The sequence below is a fragment of the Roseibium sp. ROS1 genome (assembly GCF_054658215.1).
In genome coordinates this window covers 705440-721336 of sequence record NZ_BAAGIG010000001.1, presented here as the reverse complement: position 1 = coordinate 721336, position 15897 = coordinate 705440, and the positions used below count along the sequence as shown (strand labels likewise).

Here is a 15897-nt window from a genome sequence, read left to right as displayed (position 1 = left end):
CGGACGTGGCCTTCGTTATGGTTCCTGCCGGTGCGATCAGGCCCGGGCTTCGCCCGGTCCCGGAACGCTTATTCCTTCATCGGTATATTGATTCAGCTTGTTGCGCAGCGTCCGGATTGAAATACCCAGAATTTTTGCAGCATGTGTCCGGTTGCCCAGGCAATGATCCAGCGTGTCGAGAATGAGATCACGCTCGACATCGGCAACCGTGCGTCCGACGAAGGATCGCGTCACGGCTTCGGCCGTCTGTGCGGCCCGCTCCGCAGCACCCTTGGAGACGCTTAGCGGCGTGCCGTCCGGCATGCGGATCGCCTCGACGCCGATTTCACCTCCCGAAGCCAGCAGCACCGCGCGGTGCATGGTGTTTTCCAGTTCGCGCACGTTACCCGGCCACGGATTGGACATTAGCGCCTGACGGGCCTCGACGGACAGTGGCCGAACCGGAACACCATTGGCTTCCGAGTAGTGCTTGATGAAGAACAGGGCGAGTTCCATGATGTCCGCCGGCCGCTCGCGAAGAGCCGGCAGCTTCAGGTTCACAACATTGAGGCGGAACAGAAGATCTTCGCGGAAATGGCCCTGACGCACGCTTTCGGCAAGATCCCGGTTGGACGTTGCCAGGATGCGGATATTGACCGGAACCGGGCGCGTGCCGCCGACGCGGTCGATCACACGCTCCTGGATGGCACGCAGGAGCTTGGCCTGCAGGCGAACGTCCATTTCCGAAATTTCATCAAGCAGCAGCGTGCCGCCATCGGCTTCCTCGAACTTGCCGATCCGACGGGCAACGGCGCCGGTGAAAGCGCCCTTCTCGTGGCCGAAGAGTTCGGATTCCAGAAGATGTTCGGGAATGGCCGCGCAGTTGATCGAGATAAACGGCTTCGAGGCCCGGTTCGAGCATTTGTGCACATGGCGGGCAATGACTTCCTTACCCGTGCCGGATTCACCGGTGATCAGCACCGAGGCATCGGATGGCGCCACCTGTTCGGCAAGCTTGACCACCGATGCCATGGCATCGTCCCGATAGATCAGGTCGCCGCGTTCCTGGGCAACTGCCGCCAGAACGGCTGCGATCAGCTCCGGATCGGGCGGCAGCGGGATATATTCCTTCGCACCTGCCCGAATGGCAGACACCGCGGCCTGTGCATCCGTTTCCACGCCGCAGGCCACCACCGGCACATGCACGCGTTCGTTCTGGAGTTTCTGGATCAGCCCGGCAATGTCGAGATGAACCTCGACCATCAGGAGGTCCGCTCCGCGCCCGGACCGAAGCACCCTCAGGGCACCTTCGATATCGTCCGCATGGGTGACCTGGGCCCCGCCCTGCATCGCGATCTTGGAAGCCGTCGTCAGCTGACCGCCGAGCGTTCCGACAATTAACAGCCGCATCCGTTACTTTCCCTATCGATCCGTCTTGATGATTTCAGTCATGGTCACGCCGAGCTTGTCTTCCACCAGGACGACTTCACCACGGGCGACCAGCCGGTCGTTCACGTAGATATCGATGGCTTCCCCCACCTTCCGGTCGAGTTCCAGAACCGTTCCGGATGCCAGTTTCAACAGATCCGAGACATGCATTCTGGAGTGCCCCAGAACGGCGGAAATGCGCACAGGAACGTCGAACACGGCCTCAAGGTCAGCCGCGGACTGCGGTACATGCATTTCGCCATCGTCGAGCCGGCGCTGCGGCGCCTCGAGCTCGTCGAGCGGGATATTGTGATCTTGCTCGTCGCTCATGCGTCAGTTTCCTTTTCCGCCGACGTGTCGGAGGTTTTGCCGCGTCTTTCCGCACTGCGCCCTCGCAGATAGGAACGAATGCTGGCATCGATTTCGGCTTCGATCGCCTTGCGGTCGCGTCTGATACCGCCGTCAGCCCACTCGATATGGCAATCGCCGCGTCCGATTTCCGGCTCGCCGAGGATGACCAGCCGCCCTTCGAAGCCCTTTTCGTGAATGATCGGATCCACCTGGGCTTTCAGCGCCTCGACATCCTTCTCGGCGATACGGATGACGAGATGCGGCGCCTTGCGCAGCGGTCCCAGGCATTCTGACACCAAAGCCACCGTCTCGGCCAGCGGCTGGCGTGCGATCAGATGGGCACACAGACGCCTGGCCACAAGAAAAGCGAGACTGATGGCATCTTTCTCGCGTTCCGCCACCTGCCCGTCCAGGGTCTCCAGCACCCGCGAAACCGCTCCGGCCAGATGATTGACTTCCGCCGTAAGCAACGTCTCCTGCTTGGTCTGCAGGTCCTGAAGCGCCTTCACCCGGCCTTCTTCGAAAGCCTGGGCCCTTGCCTTCTTCAGCAATTCCTCATGCTGGGCGACCGGAATCATCGGTATCTCCGGCTCGACGGGAGCGACCTCTTCCGGCTCTTCAGGCTCGGAAAAGTCGACGTTGAACAGAAATTTCGATGGGTTGGTCATGCGTCCCATTCTGCTGTAAGTGCCTGCCGTTTGCCGCATCAGTAGATAATTTCATCCTCGCCCTTGGACTTGGAGATCATGATCTCGCCCTTGGCTGCCAGGTCCTTGGCCTTGTTCACCATGCCGGTCTGCGCTTCGTCCACATCACGCAACCGCACGGGTCCGAGCGCATCCATGTCGTCCTGCAGAAGTTTTGCGGCACGCGACGACATGTTGCCGAAGAAGAATTCCCTTGCCGTATCCGTGGAGCCCTTGAGCGCAATGGCCAGGGCGTCCTTTTCGACGTGCCTGAGCAGTGTCTGTGCACTGGCTGCGTCCAGCTTCAACAGATCGTCGAAGGTAAACATCAGGGTCTTGATGCGGTCGGCAGCTTCGCGGTTGTCCTCTTCCAGGGCTGCCAGGAAGCGGGCTTCGGTCTGCCGATCGAAATTGTTGAAGATCTCCGCCATCATCTCGTGGCTGTCGCGCCGCGAGGTGTTGGTGAGGTTCGACATGAATTCCACGCGCAGCGTCTGCTCCACCTTCTCCAGAACTTCCTTCTGGACGGCATCCATGCGCAGCATGCGGCTGACCACTTCCAGCGCCAGTTCCTCCGGCAGAATGCCCAGCACCCGTGCCGCGTGGTCGGAATTGATCTTCGACAGCACCACCGCGACCGTCTGCGGATATTCGTTCTTCAGATAGTTGGCGAGAACGTTCTCCTGCACGTTGGAGAGCTTCTCCCACATGTTACGCCCGGCCGGACCGCGGATTTCCTCCATGATGATGGAGACCTTCTCGCCCGGCAGGAAGCTGGCCAGCAGCCGCTCGGTCGCATCGACGTTCCCTGTCAGTGATCCCTTGGAACTGACGCGGCGCACGAAATCCTTGAACAGGTTCTCCAGCATGTTCGGCGTGACCGGACCGAGGTTGGCCATCGCGGCCGAAACCTGGCGCACCTCGATCTCGTCAAGCTTTGCCCAGATCGGCGCGCCATGGGACTCGCCAAGCGCGAGAAGCAGAACGGCTGCCCGTTCCGCTCCCTTCAGCTCGCGCTCTTCTTCGTCCGCGCTGACCTGCAGCTGTTTCTGGAGTTGATCGCTCACCGTCAGGCCGCCTGTTCATCCAGCCAACCGCGAACGATGGTCACCGCTTCGGTCGGATGGTCCTTGATCATGTCGCCTACCTTGGCAATCGAGCTTGCCTGCATGGCTCCTTCCTGCTTGGCCTGTTCCAGCCATTCGATCACGAATTCGTCTTCAGCCGATTCTTCCTGTGGCACTTCCGTCTCCACTACCAGCGTCCCATCCGGACCGATCATCAGCTCCTGAGGTTGCTTTTCTTCCGGTGTCACGATGCGGCGCAGCAGCGGGCGAACCACGAAGAGCAGCAGCATCACGGCAATCAGGAACAGAACACCCAGCTCGGCAAAACGAATGATGTCGTTGCGGGTGAAATCGAACAGGCTGTCACTTTCAGCCAGCAGGTCATCCTGCGGCGGCAGGGCGAACTGCAGGTTCACGACTTCCACAACGTCGCCCCGCTCGGCATCGAAACCGACTGCGGAGCGCACCAGAACAGCGATCCGGTCCAGGGTTTCCTGGGCGCGCGGTGTATAGGTGCTGCCGCCATTGCCGTCCGGCTGGTAGGTGCCGTCAACCAGCACCGCAACGGACAGACGCTTGATCTTGCCAGCTTCGACAACTTCGGTCCGGGTCGAGTGGGAAATCTCGTAGTTGACGATTTCCTCGGTAATGGACGACGTGTCGCGCTCTGCCTGCCCCTGACCAGCATCGGCGTTCGGAAGCTGGTTGGCAACAGTAACCTGCCCGTTCCGGGACACGGCGGAAGAAGCTTCTTCCTTGGACTGGGTCGAACGCACCACCTGCCCGTCCGGGTCGAAGGTCTCGGTGGTCTCCGTCAGGCGATTATAGTCGACCTCCGCGTTGACGCGAACCCGTGCCCGCCCAGGGCCGACGACGGAGTTCAGAATTTCCTCGATCTGGTTGCGCAGCCGGCCTTCGACCTCGACAGTCCGCTCCTGCAGCGAATTCGTCATCAGGCCGTCTTCGTCGTTGCCCGCGCCGGAAGCCAGCAGACGGCCGCTTTCGTCGACAATCGAGACACGGTCCGGCTCAAGTCCGTCAACCGCGGTGGCAACCAGATGCTGGACCGCGCGGATTTCGCCCGGGCCGAGAGCACCACGAACGTTCAGCACGATGGACGCTGACGGCGGACGACGGTCTCTCTGGAACAGCTGACGCTCCGGGATAACCAGGTGAACACGGGCGGCGCGGATGCGGTCGAGGGAGCCGATCGTGCGCGACAGCTCGCCTTCCATGGCGCGCAGGTGATTGATGTTCTGAACGAAGCTGGTGGCGCCAAGAGTGTCTGAACGGTCGAAGATCTCGTAGCCGATAGAACCGCCGGTCGGCAGGCCTTCAGCGGCAAGCTGCATGCGCAGGCGGGCGACCTGCTCGTTCGGAACGAGAATCGAGGCACCCTGGCGGGCGATCTCGAATTGCACGCCCTGGCTTTCCAGCTGGGAAACGATCGATGCGGAATCCTCAAGGGTCAACTCATTGTAGAGTGTCGTCATCTGGGGTGCCGTCACCCGAAAGATGATGAAGGCGAAGACGCCGACGAGGATGGCGGCAACTGCCCCCATTGCAGCAATGCGTGCCGCCCCCAAGGTTCTGATGAATTCTACAAGTCCGTTCACGAATGCCCGCCCGCATTTGAAACATGCCCCTGCCGTTATTATTGGAGTCGGCTGGGCACGCCACACCTTCGATGGGCAAAATTTGCCGCCCAGGTGGTTAACAAGTGGTTAACAAAACCTTTCCAATAGGGGCGGATCGGCGAGTTTCCGCCATTTCGATTAATGCAAACTGCAACTGAGGTGGGGAAAAACTGCCTACCTCATTAATTTTTGGATAAGTTCCGTACGGACAGCAAGACAAATAAAAAGGCCGGCAGTGCCGACCTTTTGATTGCGCCCCACCGGCGCATTGCAGAAACCGTGTTCCGGGTCAATTTCGATATTGCTGGACCCGGGTCGCTCGAAGCCCGGCAAGACCGTGCTTTTCAATCGAGCTTTGCCAGGAGAGGAACTCCTCAACTGTCAGAGTGTATCTCTGGCACGCTTCTTCAAGGGACAACAAGCCACCGCGAACTGCGGCAACCACCTCTGCCTTGCGGCGGATGACCCACCGCTTTGTCGAAGTCGGAGGCAGGTCCGCAATGGTAAGCGGGCTCCCGTCCGGTCCGATGACATATTTTACACGCGAACGAATGTGTTCGGTCATTGTACTCTCACACTAACCATGACCAAGGCTGATTTGAGACTACAAGATGACGCTTAACAAACGCCTAAAGCAAAATTGTGTTTTTATTAACTATAAAATCTAAATTTAGTGAATGATATTTAGGATTTCGCAAAGATAAAGGGTCCAATTCTAAATAGTATTATATGAAATCGTTAACCATATTTACCTGGCCGTGCAATTTGCAAGGCAATTCGATTAACCTGAAAATTGCATCCCTGCTCCGGCCACACTTCATTCTTGTTTTTTGTGCCGGCAAATCTCCCGCGGATTACCCTCAGCCCCTTGAAACATCGAGAAAACGCGAAAAACCGCCCCGGAGGCATCCGGAGCGGTTTTCAAAAAATGTGAATGTGTGGCTGATCAGGACGGTCGGGCGACCGACACCACGGAACTGACCGGAAACTCCTGGCTGCCAACCTTCAACACCGCCTCCCCGCTCGACCAGTCCACGCTGTCGACGATGCCCGATACGGTTGTCTTGACGGTTTCCGGCCGGCTGGAGGCGTCCTTAACATCGAAGGAGATGGTGTAGAGCCCGTTCACGGCCTGCTGGCCGGAATCAGTCTGCCCGTTCCAGTAGAAGGTGCCGTCGCCTGCTGCCAGCTCGATGTCACCGCTATAGACGATGGACCCGCTGGTGTTGCGGATCTCGAAGGTGCCAGTCGCATCTTCCGCCACATTATAGCTCCAGCTGGCCTGACTGCCCGACAGGGTCGTCGTGGAAGCATCAGCAGTCACTTCATTGCCGATATAGCTGACGTAACTCATGCTCTGGTTGCTCGTCAGCGAGGCAATGATTTCTTCAAGGTTCTGGTTCTGCTTGATGGCCTGCTCGACGCTCGAATACTGAACCAGCTGATTGGTGTATTCGGCCGAGTCCAGCGGATCCAGCGGATCCTGGTTCTGGATCTGCGTCGTCAGGATGCTCAGGAACAGTTCGTAATCGGCAATGAGGCCGGCCTGGCTGGTTGCCGAGCCGGTCTGCGACGATGCAGAGGAAGTTGGAGAAACGGTTGTCATTTTTTCACTCCTGAGGCAGCAACTCGCCCCGTTACACTTTCATGTCCAGGCCGCCGCGCTGTTCCGCGATGGTCATTCTGACAATGTCTTCAAGCATCGGATCGGCTTCCTCGGAAACCGTGCCTCCGCCACCATTCGAGGCCGGCTGATGTCCATCCCCTCCCTGTTCGGAGCCGAACTGCTGGCCGCCGTCCTGTCTCAGGGAGAATTGCAGGTTGTCTGAATCCGGGTTGAGCCCTGCCGCTTCCAGCGCGCGCTCCAGGCCGCGCTGATCACGCAGGAACATGTCCAGCGTCTCCGGCCGGTCGACACGCAGATGGGCCTGGACCTTGCCGTCGTGAGAAACCTTCATCTCAACCTCGACCCGGCCGAGTTCCGGCGGGTCGAAACGCATCTGGAAACGGGTCTGACCATCCTTCAGATTGCGCGCAATCTCTGCGGCCACCTGGGTAGCCACCTGACCGGACTGGCTCTGGCTGGGCGCCTGCAGGCTCTCGGTCCGCATCGCCCCTGCCAGATCGCCGCCGCGTACCGTTGCCGCACCGAACTCGCCGGAAATGCTGGTGTGCTGCAATTCAGCAGGCATATCCGCTTCATCAGCCGCAATATTCGACAGCGCCGCAGCAGCGACAGGACCAGCCAGGGCCGCTCCGCGCGGCTCAGGTCCCGTTTGCTCCGCGCCCTTGGCAGCAGGTCCGGCAGCAGCATCTTGCGTATTGCCTGCCCCCTGCGGACCGGAAGCCTCACCCGTGACCGGCTTGACGAGACCCGTACCTTCCTCGGCAACAGGCTCACCAGCCAGCAACTGTTCGGACGACACCGGCTGCGGCGTTGCCTGAACCGGCTGTTGAACAGGAACGGCACCCGCATTCACGGCGGCAGCAACCTGTGTGGTGGCCGCACTCACCGCGGTTCCGACTTGCGCGCTCGCATCACCCGTTTGCGTGTTCGCCGTTACCGGCTGGGCTGACGTCTTGCCATCCACCACGGGTGCGGCAGGCACTGCAGGAACCTGCGTGCCGTCAGATGCCGCAGCAGCCTTGGCGACAGCCGAGACAGACGCAGCAACAGTTCCAGCAGGCGTTGCCGCGGCAACCTGGAGACCAGGCGCTTCACCAGCCCCCTGCCCCGGCGCCTGACCGCCAACCACTGCGCCGGCCTGCATATTTGCCTGGACAGGCAACGTCACGGCCGGCTGCTGGCCGGCTGGGTGAGCGGCGGGCGTTACCGACGCCCGGAATTCTTTCGGCAGTTCGCTCTGCCAACGGCGCTCTGTCGTGGCAGGCGCTGGCCGCGCAACTGCCGCCTGCGCCTCCGCCGCTGTAGCAGGTGCTGTCTGTCCGGCTGCTTCAGGCTGCGCGGCACCTGCCTCAACACCGTTCAACGCGCCGGCAAAGTCCGGTGCCGTAGCCGGCGCAGAACCTCCGGAACCGGCACCAGCTCCTGCATCAGCTGCAGGAACAGGCGCAGCCCCGTTTGCGGCACCAGCTGAAGGCACCGCTGGAACGTTGCCTGCAAGACCTGCGCCTCCCGAAAGAGCTGCACCGGGTGCGCCCGCATCGGCAGTGGCAGGCGTGGTAGCCGCGCCTTCGCCAGCAGGAGCCGGAACAACAGGTGCAACAGGAGCGACCGGCACAAATTCCGCAACCAGGGCAACGTCGGCGGTTTGCGCTGCCTCATCTCCTTCAGAGGGAAGCAGACCCTGATCCGCATCACCGGGTTGCCCCGCGTTGAGCGGCGGAGTGCCGGCCACGATATCGCCGGAAAGAAGAGGATCGGTAACCGGGACCGTCGGATCCACCGCAACGGCGGGTGCAAGCTCGCCTGTCACCACAGAGGTCTGGATCTGCGCGGCAACCACCCCCGGCTTCACCGGTTCGGCCGCCCGGCCGGCCTTGGCGGAAACCACGGCACTGACCTGACCCTTGTCTTGCCCTGCGCCCTTCGCGGCGCCCTGCCCCGAAATCGAGCTCAGCTCCTCGGCAAATCCGTTTGCCTTGCCCCCAACAGAGGAAGCAGCCGCACCTGCAGAAGCTTGCCCGCCAGCAAGTGCGCTGCCCGCACCCGCTGCCAGCGCCCCGGCAGAAACATCCGTTGTCAGTCCAAATGGCAGCACGCTTGCCCCCAGATCCCGGCCCGCATCGGCGGGCATATTTCGTCACCGGAATAGAAAGCAAACATCGGGCCAAACGTTGAATTCTGTCAGACCCTTTGATTTTGCTCATCTTTTTCAAAGACGAAGCGAAACTGCGTCGGGTTCCGGGCGGCAAGCTTTGCCGGTTAGGCAAAGCGTGCCTGCCATGCGGGGGAAGCAATTGGCAGCCGCTCTCCTTATCTGTATAGTGCCGCCAACTTTGAATAGGGCTCTTGATCGCCGCCCGCCCGGCAGGGCGTGGAAGGCTCGGGACGGACAACCGCCCCGCCTGCGCGATCGGCCAAAAACTTCTGGAAGTACACTGGATGCGAAACAGTCTGGATCTGCCCGGCCGCCCGGAAGACACTCGCGTTGTCGTCGCCATGTCCGGCGGGGTCGACAGCTCGGTCGTGGCCGCCCTTATGAAGGCCGAAGGCTACGACGTCATCGGCGTCACCCTGCAGCTTTATGATCACGGCGCCGCCGTCAGCAAGGCAAAGTCCTGCTGCGCGGGCGTCGACATTCATGATGCCCGCCGTGCGGCCGAAACCATCGGCATTCCCCATTACGTGCTGGATTATGAAAGCCGGTTCAAGGAACAGGTCATGGACCGTTTCGCCGACAGCTACATCGCCGGCGAAACCCCGATCCCCTGCGTCTCCTGCAACCAGACGGTCAAGTTCACCGATCTCCTGAAGACCGCGAAGGATCTTGGCGCCGATGCACTGGCAACCGGCCACTATGTCCGCTCCGCCCAGCAGGGCAACAAGCGCGCGCTTTTCCGCCCGGCCGATCTTGACCGCGACCAGAGCTATTTCCTGTTCGCCACCACGCAGGACCAGCTCGATTTCATCCGCTTTCCGCTTGGCGGCATGCCCAAGTCGAAGGTGCGTGAGCTTGCAGCCGAATTCGGCCTGACCGTCGCCAACAAGCCGGACAGCCAGGACATCTGCTTCGTGCCCAATGGCGATTATGCCGAGGTTATCCGCAAGCTGCGCCCCAATGCGGCCGAACCGGGTGAGATCATCCATATGGACGGCCGTGTGCTGGGTGAGCATGACGGCATCATCCATTACACCATTGGCCAGCGCCGCGGCCTTGGCGTTGCCACGGGCGACCCGCTCTATGTGGTGCGCCTCGACCCGGACGAGCGCCGTGTCGTGGTCGGCCCGCGCGAAGCACTGGCGACCCGCACCATCCTGCTGCGCGAAATGAACTGGATCGGCGATCAGCCGCTGGACGAAGGCGACGAGATCGAGCTCTTCGCCAAGGTCCGCTCCACCCGCCCGCCGGCACCTGCCACCTTGCGCATCCTGAACGGCAAGGCGTTCGTGGATCTTGCCAACGGCGAAACCGGCGTCGCCCCGGGCCAGGCCTGCGTCTTCTTTGATACGGACGACGAAACAGCCCGTGTTCTGGGCGGCGGCTGGATCCACAAGACCGAACGCACGGGCGACTGGGCGATCGATTTTCCACAGGTCAAAGCCCCGGTTTCCGCGGCCTGAGGCCAGACAAAAAACTTTGCGGCCGGACGCCAATTCAACGCTTGACGCCCGCCCGCCGCCTCACTATAAGCACCCCACGTCGCGCGGGCCACCTAGGCCCGGACCGCACGGGATGGCGGAGTAGCTCAGCCGGTTAGAGCAGCGGAATCATAATCCGCGTGTCGGGGGTTCGAGTCCCTCCTCCGCTACCAACATCTTTCAACGAAATCCCCGTACCTAGTCGCAACATGATCGCAGGCTAACTCTGCTTGCGGCCAGCAAGAGCGCGAAAGCAATTTCTCAGCTACTTGTGGTCAGGCATCGCAGCCAATGGCTTGGTTTCAACACCCGCCGAATTGATCACGACCCATTTTTTCACCAAAGACCACAAACGTCTTGGTTGAGGCCGTTAGGAAACGGTCTGCTCGTTACGATGATCCGAGCGAAGCAGTCATTCAACTGTATCGGCAGCGCAGGCAATTTCGGCCCAAAGCTGCCGTACGTCGCGGTCTCAATCAATGGCGGCTTCGCTGCCCCGATATGGACGATCGTTCTCTCTCGACCTTGTCCTGAAAGCGGCCGTTCGTTGCGCCGCGAACGAAGGCCCACAAGGCCGGATAACGGTTGATCGCTGCATGTTTCTAATTGTGCGCTTGTGCGGACAATAGCGTCATTCCTGAACCTTAGCTCGCGACAACCTCAAATAAGTTCCATTTCTTTTCGAACCCTTTGAGTGCGAACGCACCAGCGTCACGGAACTGGAAGGCGGAGTTTCCGATTGTAAGGTCGGTAACGGTCTGCGACACGAGAATCTGATTCGGTGCCGCGCGCCCTTCAATTCTTGAAGCTACATGGACCGCCAATCCACTGATGTCTCCGCCGCGCATTTCAACTTCACCGGTGTGCAGCCCGGCTCGAGAAATCAAACTTTGGTCGAGTAGTTTCTTGCGAAGATTGAGCGCACATTCAATTGCACGCCCTGGGGCATCGAACGTCGCCAATAGCCCGTCACCTGTTAGTTTGATCAAACGACCGCGGAACAACTCAATAAGGTCTCCTGCAAGTTGATCGTGCCGATCCAAGACTGCGCGCCACTGACGGTCGCCATGAGAATGTGCTTCTTCCGTCGATCCAACAAGATCGAGAAACAAACATGTGGCAAGGACTCTGTCCGAGTTAACAGAATTTTGCATGTCTTCTAGTAGAAACGATCTAATCTTGTTTATCACTAGTCCGTTGTCTTCGCCCCAGAAATAGTGCCCGCCGGGACCACAGTCTTCGAAACGCGCGTTGGGCACTCGATCGGCGATGAACTCACCATTTGCCACCGGAACCTGTCGGTCATCTGAATGGTGCAATACCAGCGTGGGCTGCTGGACCAATGGGAGTATTTCGCGCACATCTATTTGTAAGTTCAGGTCAAAGTACTTCCGCATTGCCGTCGGCGAACAGGATGATTTCTGGATCTTCCCAAAGATCTTCCTTGCAGCATCCGAGGCACCTAGTGACGGGACAAAGATGTCCAAATTTGACCCAGAACCCCAATTGGAAAGCGCACTTTCAACGGCTGCGGCCCGATCTCGGTAGGACGGCATAAGGTCATAACCGCCGGCCCCGCACGATTTTGCATAACCACCAAAGGTGATCACCTTGGAAACTTGCGCAACATGTGTCGCTGCATAAAGCAAAGACATTGCAGCCCCTTCGGATAGTCCAAAGAGCACACAATCTCGCAGGTTCAATTCGTGAATTATGGCAGCAATGTCATTAGCCCGTTCTTCCAGCGTCGGAGCATTAGAAATGCGGTCCGACAAACCCTGTCCTCGCTTGTCGAATTCAATCACACGGGAAAAGTCGGCGAGTCGGGATACAAAATCCGAGTATTGTGGAAACTCATGATACAGCTCCACATGTGAGAAAATTCCCGGCACCATAAGAATATTTGGCGGACCGTCACCAGTGGCTCGGTAGGCAATGCTCAATCCATCGCACTCGACATAGTCTGTTTCGAACATCGCGCCCTCTGGTCAGACCGCTTTCGGAGACTCTGTATCTACTGCTAGGAAAGCCTCGCCACACCCCATGGTGCACATTACCACTATAAGCAGCCAGGGGCACGGAGCAGATTTCTCCGCTCAAAGGTTCAAACCAGTCATTCGCTGCGCATCACCGGAAGGATGGCCACGGATCGAAAGCGGCTATGCGCCTACTAAGCGCAAACGATCGCTTCCCGCCCTCAATAGACCCACACTCGTCCGTAACTAACGGCAGCTCAGCAATTCAGGCTGAAACACTGCCTCTATAGAGACCGCCCCCGCCATCCAATTGGACTCTGAAAATTGTCAAATTGGATATGTTGGCCAGACCAATTCCTTTCTAGCGTTCACGCAACAGCCGACTGTTCTCCTGATGCTCCTGGATCCTTCAGGCAGCGCCCCCTTTTCAATGGACCGAACATGCAAGTGCTTGACCGCGTTGAACTCTACCTTGTGAAAACACCCCTGCCCGCGCAACATGCGCCGTCGTGGATCCCTGGAACAATCCGGACGCATGTCTCCATGTGCATCGTCCGGTTCATCACCGATGACGGTGTTGAAGGATGGAGCGGGTTTCCGGCTGCGGGGCGTGAGCGCGCCGGGCTGGGCGACCTTTTGGCGGGTCTCTTTCTCGGCCAGGATGCAGGCGATATCGAAAAGCTTTCCGAGCGTATCCAGATCATGGCGGCGGGTGGCAATTTCAACTGGTGGCTTGAGCCTGCCTTCTGGGACATCAAGGCCAAGAGCGCGGGCCTGCCGCTCTACAAGCTGCTTGGCGGAACGGATGACCGCATCAGGCTTTATGCCTCATCCGGCGAGCTTCGGGCCCCGGGCGCGCGGCGCGAGGAAGCCGAAGCCCGGCTTGCCGAAGGGTTCGACACGATGAAAATTCGTGTCCATGACTTCGATGAGGCCGTTGATATCGACCATATTTCCGATATCGCCCGCCACATGCAGGGACGGATGAGGATCTCGGTCGACTGCAATCAGGCCTTCCGCCTGACGCAGAACGGCGATGCACCGCTCTGGTCGCTGGACCGGGCCAAACGCTTTGTCGATGCCGCCGCGGGTGTCGGCCTTGCCTGGGTGGAAGAACCGCTGTTTGGCGAATGGCACGAGGAAATCGCCAGACTGACAACCTATTCGCGCGTTCCTGTCGCCGGCGGCGAACTTCATGTCATGGGCTACAGGGAACTGGCGCGGATGATGAAGATGGGCTGCTACAATATCTTCCAGCCCGATGCCATGTGGGCCGGCGGGATTACACAGTGCCTCAAGGTTGCCGCGCTTTGCAGGCAAGAAGGCATCAGGTTCACGCCGCATTGCTGGTCGAACGGCTTCGGCTTCATCGCAAATGCGCATGTGTTTGCCGCCAGCGGCTTTGCCGGTGAGGAGCTGTTTGAATATCCGATCTCACCACCGGGCTGGACACCGGAAGGCCGCGACCAGATCTTCTCGCAGCCATTCCTGCACGAAAACGGCTGGTTTGCCATGCCGCAGACACCTGGCCTCGGCTTCGAGATCAATCAGGAAACCCTTAAGAAATACGGGCAGTGTTTCTTCAAGGCCAGCCGCAACTCCACGCACTGGATGCCTGAAGCGCTGCCTGCTCCTTAAAGGTCTCCCCCACGTCTAGCGTGCGCCGTTCACGCGAACTTCGCCCGAAGGCGCAGGACAGGTTTCTGCCACCTCGGTGAGGGAAACCTCCTTCGCGGACACATCAAGCCGAACCATGCGTCTTTGCAGATCATGTCCTGAGGCACCCAGGAAAAGAAGCACCGCGCGGCAGGCGCCGGAGCGCGCCTGTCAATCTGCACAATGGACCGGCGTGCAGGCATGAAGTAACAATTCTGGGTAGAGTTTGCCGATAGCCCCGGTCCTTGCCTCAGTCACCAACGTCGATCCTTGACGCCGTGCGAGAACGGGGGCCCTTGGCAACCTGTGTCTGTCATGCGGGGAACGATGCGAAGCTGGGCCTGCCTTCTCTGTCTTGCAACGCTGCTTCTGGCAGCCTGTTCGACGTTGAACACGGACTATCCGCGCGTCGAGACGAGTGCCTTTACGGCCTATCGCAGCACCTATCTGGGCCGCCTGTTCCAGGCCGCGGAAAAAAGCCATCCGGGCAAATCAGGTGTCTCGCTCGTCACGACAGGGCGCAACGCCTTTGCCATCCGGGTGGCCATGACGGAACTCGCCGAGCACAGCCTCGATCTGCAATACTACATCTGGGATGCGGACCAGAGCGGGCGCATCCTCGCGCAGGCCCTTTTGCGCAGCGCGGATCGCGGCGTGCGCGTGCGTCTTCTCATCGACGATATCAACGTCAACGGACGCGATGAAATCCTCGCCAGTCTGGACGCCCATCCGAATATCGAGATCCGGTTGTTCAACCCCTTCGTGAGCCGGTCCTCGCGGGTCTTCAACCTGATCGGTGACTTCGACCGCCTGAACCACCGCATGCACAACAAGCTGATGATCGCCGACAACGCGGTTGCGCTTCTCGGCGGGCGCAATATCGGCGACCACTATTTCGACGTCTCCGAGGAATCCAACTATCGCGATCTGGATATAGCCGCGGTCGGCCCGGTGGTGCGGGATGCCTCGAGCGTCTTTGATTATTTCTGGAACAGGGACTGGTCGGTGCCCGTCGCGGCCAGCGTCAACCGGACCTTTGGCGAAACCGACCTGGAAATGGCCCGGGTGAAACTGGAAGAGACCATCGACACCGAAGGATATCCCTATCCTTTCCGCCAGAGGGTCACTGCCGTCCGTCAGTCGATGTCCTCGCTCACAAGGCAACTGGTCTGGGCACCGGCCTTTGTCGTCTGGGACGATCCGGCGGATTTCATCGCGGGAAAAAGCGGCGGCAAGATCCTCAAGGCACTTGTCGGCAAGGTGGACGGGCTCAAACGCGAACTCCTGATGGAAAACGCCTATTTCGTTCCCACGCAGGCAGGCGCGGACAAGCTGAAGCAGCTTACGGCGCGCGGCGTGAAGGTCCGCGTTCTCACCAACTCGCTCGGTTCAAATGATGTGGTTGCGGTTCACGCCGGCTATTCGAAATACCGCGCGGAACTTCTGGAAGCCGGCATAGAGCTGCATGAGGTCAGGGCCGATTCCGCAAGGGTCCAGCAAACGCTCTTTTCGACAGACTCCAAGGCCGGGCTGCACACCAAGGCCGCCGTCTTTGACGGAACCTCGATATTCGTCGGCAGTTTCAATCTGGATCCACGATCAGCCAACCTCAATACGGAGATCGGCCTTTACGTGGAAAGCCCCGAACTTGCCCGCAGGCTGACAGTGTTCCTGAATGAAGGCGTTTCGCTGAAAAACAGCTACCGGCTCGAACTGGACGACAACGGCAGGATCCTCTGGAAGAGCGAAGAAGATGGCGAGATCGTCACCTTCACCTCGGACCCGGGATCGACACTGGGCCAGCGCTTCACCTCCGGCATCATCGCAACGCTTCCCGTCGAAGGCCAGTTGTAG

At 59.7% G+C, this 15897-nt stretch carries 12 protein-coding genes and 1 tRNA gene; 4 read left to right on the top strand and 9 right to left on the bottom strand.

Annotated elements, in window-relative coordinates; translation table 11 throughout:
• Nucleotides 1-36 precede the first annotated feature (36 nt).
• The 8 genes from flbD to ACYQ6M_RS03095 form a co-directional block, all read right to left on the bottom strand.
• Nucleotides 37-1389 carry a sigma-54-dependent transcriptional regulator FlbD gene (gene flbD, locus ACYQ6M_RS03130; RefSeq protein WP_055655957.1) on the bottom strand — a complete coding sequence of 451 codons (1353 nt, stop codon included), beginning with the start codon at nucleotides 1387-1389 and terminating at the stop codon, nucleotides 37-39.
• 12 nt (nucleotides 1390-1401) lie between these two features.
• The gene (gene fliN / locus ACYQ6M_RS03125; RefSeq protein WP_022998153.1) at nucleotides 1402-1737 is read right to left on the bottom strand and encodes a flagellar motor switch protein FliN; all 336 of its coding nucleotides are present in this window, start codon (nucleotides 1735-1737) and stop codon (nucleotides 1402-1404) included.
• The gene (locus ACYQ6M_RS03120; RefSeq protein ID WP_208984228.1) at nucleotides 1734-2426 is read right to left on the bottom strand and encodes a FliH/SctL family protein; all 693 of its coding nucleotides are present in this window, start codon (nucleotides 2424-2426) and stop codon (nucleotides 1734-1736) included. The genes fliN and ACYQ6M_RS03120 overlap by 4 nt, the downstream gene beginning before the upstream one ends.
• Before the next feature lie 38 nt (nucleotides 2427-2464).
• On the bottom strand, nucleotides 2465-3511 hold the full coding sequence (gene fliG, locus ACYQ6M_RS03115) for a flagellar motor switch protein FliG (protein ID WP_022998155.1): 1047 nt from the start codon (nucleotides 3509-3511) through the stop codon (nucleotides 2465-2467).
• A gap of 2 nt (nucleotides 3512-3513) precedes the next feature.
• Entirely contained in the window at nucleotides 3514-5127 is a 1614-nt protein-coding gene (gene fliF, locus ACYQ6M_RS03110) for a flagellar basal-body MS-ring/collar protein FliF (protein WP_031268276.1), read from the bottom strand.
• Between the two features lie 310 nt (nucleotides 5128-5437).
• Nucleotides 5438-5713, bottom strand: a complete 276-nt coding sequence (gene sciP, locus ACYQ6M_RS03105; protein WP_022998157.1) for a CtrA inhibitor SciP — start codon at nucleotides 5711-5713, stop codon at nucleotides 5438-5440.
• 381 nt (nucleotides 5714-6094) lie between these two features.
• A complete protein-coding gene (locus tag ACYQ6M_RS03100; RefSeq protein WP_152505750.1) occupies nucleotides 6095-6754 on the bottom strand; it encodes a flagellar hook assembly protein FlgD in 660 nt (219 codons plus the stop codon).
• 31 nt (nucleotides 6755-6785) lie between these two features.
• Entirely contained in the window at nucleotides 6786-8906 is a 2121-nt protein-coding gene (locus ACYQ6M_RS03095; RefSeq protein ID WP_460072080.1) for a flagellar hook-length control protein FliK, read from the bottom strand.
• 308 nt (nucleotides 8907-9214) lie between these two features.
• On the opposite strand from ACYQ6M_RS03095, the gene mnmA reads away from it, so the two are divergent.
• Both mnmA and ACYQ6M_RS03085 read left to right on the top strand, forming a co-directional pair.
• Nucleotides 9215-10393 carry a tRNA 2-thiouridine(34) synthase MnmA gene (mnmA, locus tag ACYQ6M_RS03090; RefSeq protein ID WP_460072078.1) on the top strand — a complete coding sequence of 393 codons (1179 nt, stop codon included), beginning with the start codon at nucleotides 9215-9217 and terminating at the stop codon, nucleotides 10391-10393.
• Nucleotides 10394-10507: 114 nt separating this feature from the next.
• Nucleotides 10508-10584: transfer RNA gene (locus ACYQ6M_RS03085), tRNA-Met, on the top strand.
• 471 nt (nucleotides 10585-11055) lie between these two features.
• On the opposite strand, the gene ACYQ6M_RS03080 is transcribed toward ACYQ6M_RS03085, so the two are convergent.
• Complete coding sequence (locus ACYQ6M_RS03080; protein ID WP_460072076.1) at nucleotides 11056-12387, bottom strand: adenylate/guanylate cyclase domain-containing protein; 1332 nt, start codon at nucleotides 12385-12387, stop codon at nucleotides 11056-11058.
• Between the two features lie 441 nt (nucleotides 12388-12828).
• Between ACYQ6M_RS03080 and ACYQ6M_RS03075 the strand changes: the two genes are divergently transcribed.
• Nucleotides 12829-14025 (top strand): mandelate racemase/muconate lactonizing enzyme family protein, encoded by a 1197-nt coding sequence (locus tag ACYQ6M_RS03075; protein ID WP_460072074.1) that lies wholly within the window; start codon nucleotides 12829-12831, stop codon nucleotides 14023-14025.
• A 345-nt stretch (nucleotides 14026-14370) separates the two neighbouring features.
• The gene (locus ACYQ6M_RS03070; RefSeq protein ID WP_460072072.1) at nucleotides 14371-15897 is read left to right on the top strand and encodes a phospholipase D family protein; all 1527 of its coding nucleotides are present in this window, start codon (nucleotides 14371-14373) and stop codon (nucleotides 15895-15897) included.

What these genes read in the sequence shown, in the direction of transcription:
- flbD (WP_055655957.1), bottom strand. Translation starts at nt 1,389, where the DNA reads ATGCGGCTGTTAATTGTCGGAACGCTCGGCGGTCAGCTGACGACGGCT.
- fliN (WP_022998153.1), bottom strand. Translation starts at nt 1,737, where the DNA reads ATGAGCGACGAGCAAGATCACAATATCCCGCTCGACGAGCTCGAGGCG.
- ACYQ6M_RS03120 (WP_208984228.1), bottom strand. Translation starts at nt 2,426, where the DNA reads ATGACCAACCCATCGAAATTTCTGTTCAACGTCGACTTTTCCGAGCCT.
- sciP (WP_022998157.1), bottom strand. Translation starts at nt 5,713, where the DNA reads ATGACCGAACACATTCGTTCGCGTGTAAAATATGTCATCGGACCGGAC.
- ACYQ6M_RS03100 (WP_152505750.1), bottom strand. Translation starts at nt 6,754, where the DNA reads ATGACAACCGTTTCTCCAACTTCCTCTGCATCGTCGCAGACCGGCTCG.
- ACYQ6M_RS03095 (WP_460072080.1), bottom strand. Translation starts at nt 8,906, where the DNA reads ATGCCCGCCGATGCGGGCCGGGATCTGGGGGCAAGCGTGCTGCCATTT.
- mnmA (WP_460072078.1), top strand. Translation starts at nt 9,215, where the DNA reads ATGCGAAACAGTCTGGATCTGCCCGGCCGCCCGGAAGACACTCGCGTT.
- ACYQ6M_RS03080 (WP_460072076.1), bottom strand. Translation starts at nt 12,387, where the DNA reads ATGTTCGAAACAGACTATGTCGAGTGCGATGGATTGAGCATTGCCTAC.
- ACYQ6M_RS03075 (WP_460072074.1), top strand. Translation starts at nt 12,829, where the DNA reads ATGCAAGTGCTTGACCGCGTTGAACTCTACCTTGTGAAAACACCCCTG.
- ACYQ6M_RS03070 (WP_460072072.1), top strand. Translation starts at nt 14,371, where the DNA reads ATGCGAAGCTGGGCCTGCCTTCTCTGTCTTGCAACGCTGCTTCTGGCA.